The organism is Streptomyces sp. BE303, from assembly GCF_036290945.1.
In the GTDB taxonomy this organism is placed as follows: Bacteria; Actinomycetota; Actinomycetes; order Streptomycetales; family Streptomycetaceae; genus Kitasatospora.
In genome coordinates, this window is sequence record NZ_JAQYWZ010000844.1 from 1 (window position 1) to 783 (window position 783).

At 68.3% G+C, this 783-nt stretch carries 1 protein-coding gene; it reads right to left on the bottom strand.

From position 1 onward, the window contains the following. Window positions 1-783: electron transfer flavoprotein subunit beta/FixA family protein (locus PUR56_RS29465; protein ID WP_329878653.1), on the bottom strand; the 783-nt coding region annotated here is incomplete at both ends.

Below are 783 nucleotides of genomic sequence, written 5' to 3' on the forward strand. Positions count from 1 at the left end.
AGATGAACTTCTGGTCGGCGAGGAAGCCCGCGAGCGCCTTGCCGCCCTCGCCCTCGTCCTTGACGACCGTGCCCGCGGTACGCGCCGGACGCGCCGCCACCGACTCCACCGCCGTCCACGAACCCGCCAGACCGACCTCGTCCGCCCCGATCCCCAGATCGTCCAGGTCCAGCGACTGCACCGGCTTCTTCTTCGCCGCCATGATCCCCTTGAACGAGGGGTAACGCGCCTCACCCGACTGGTCCGTCACCGACACCACCGCCGGCAGCGAAGCCTCCACCAGCTCCGTCGCCGCGTCACCGTCCCGACGGCCCTTCACCACACCACCCTCGACCGACACCTCCGACAGCAGCGTCACCTGCGGCACACCCAGACGCTCAGCCAACAGCGCCGGCAGCACACCCATCGACCCGTCCGTCGACGCCATACCACCGATCACCAGGTCGAACCCGGTCTTCTCCAACGCCTTCGCCAGCACCGCCGACGTCCCGATCACGTCCGACCCGTGGATGCCGTCGTCGTTCACGTGCACGGCCTTGTCCGCACCCATCGACAACGCCTTGCGCAGCGCGTCCTTCGCATCGTCCGGACCCACCGTCAACACCGTCACCTCGGCGTCACCGCTCGCCTCCGCGATCCGCAACGCCTGCTCCACGCCGTACTCGTCCAGCTCCGACAGAAGGCCGTCCACGCCCTCCCGGTCGGTGGTGTGATCGTCCGAGAAACGACGGTCACCCGTCGCGTCCGGCACGTGCTTCACACAGACAACGATCCTCAAGCTCA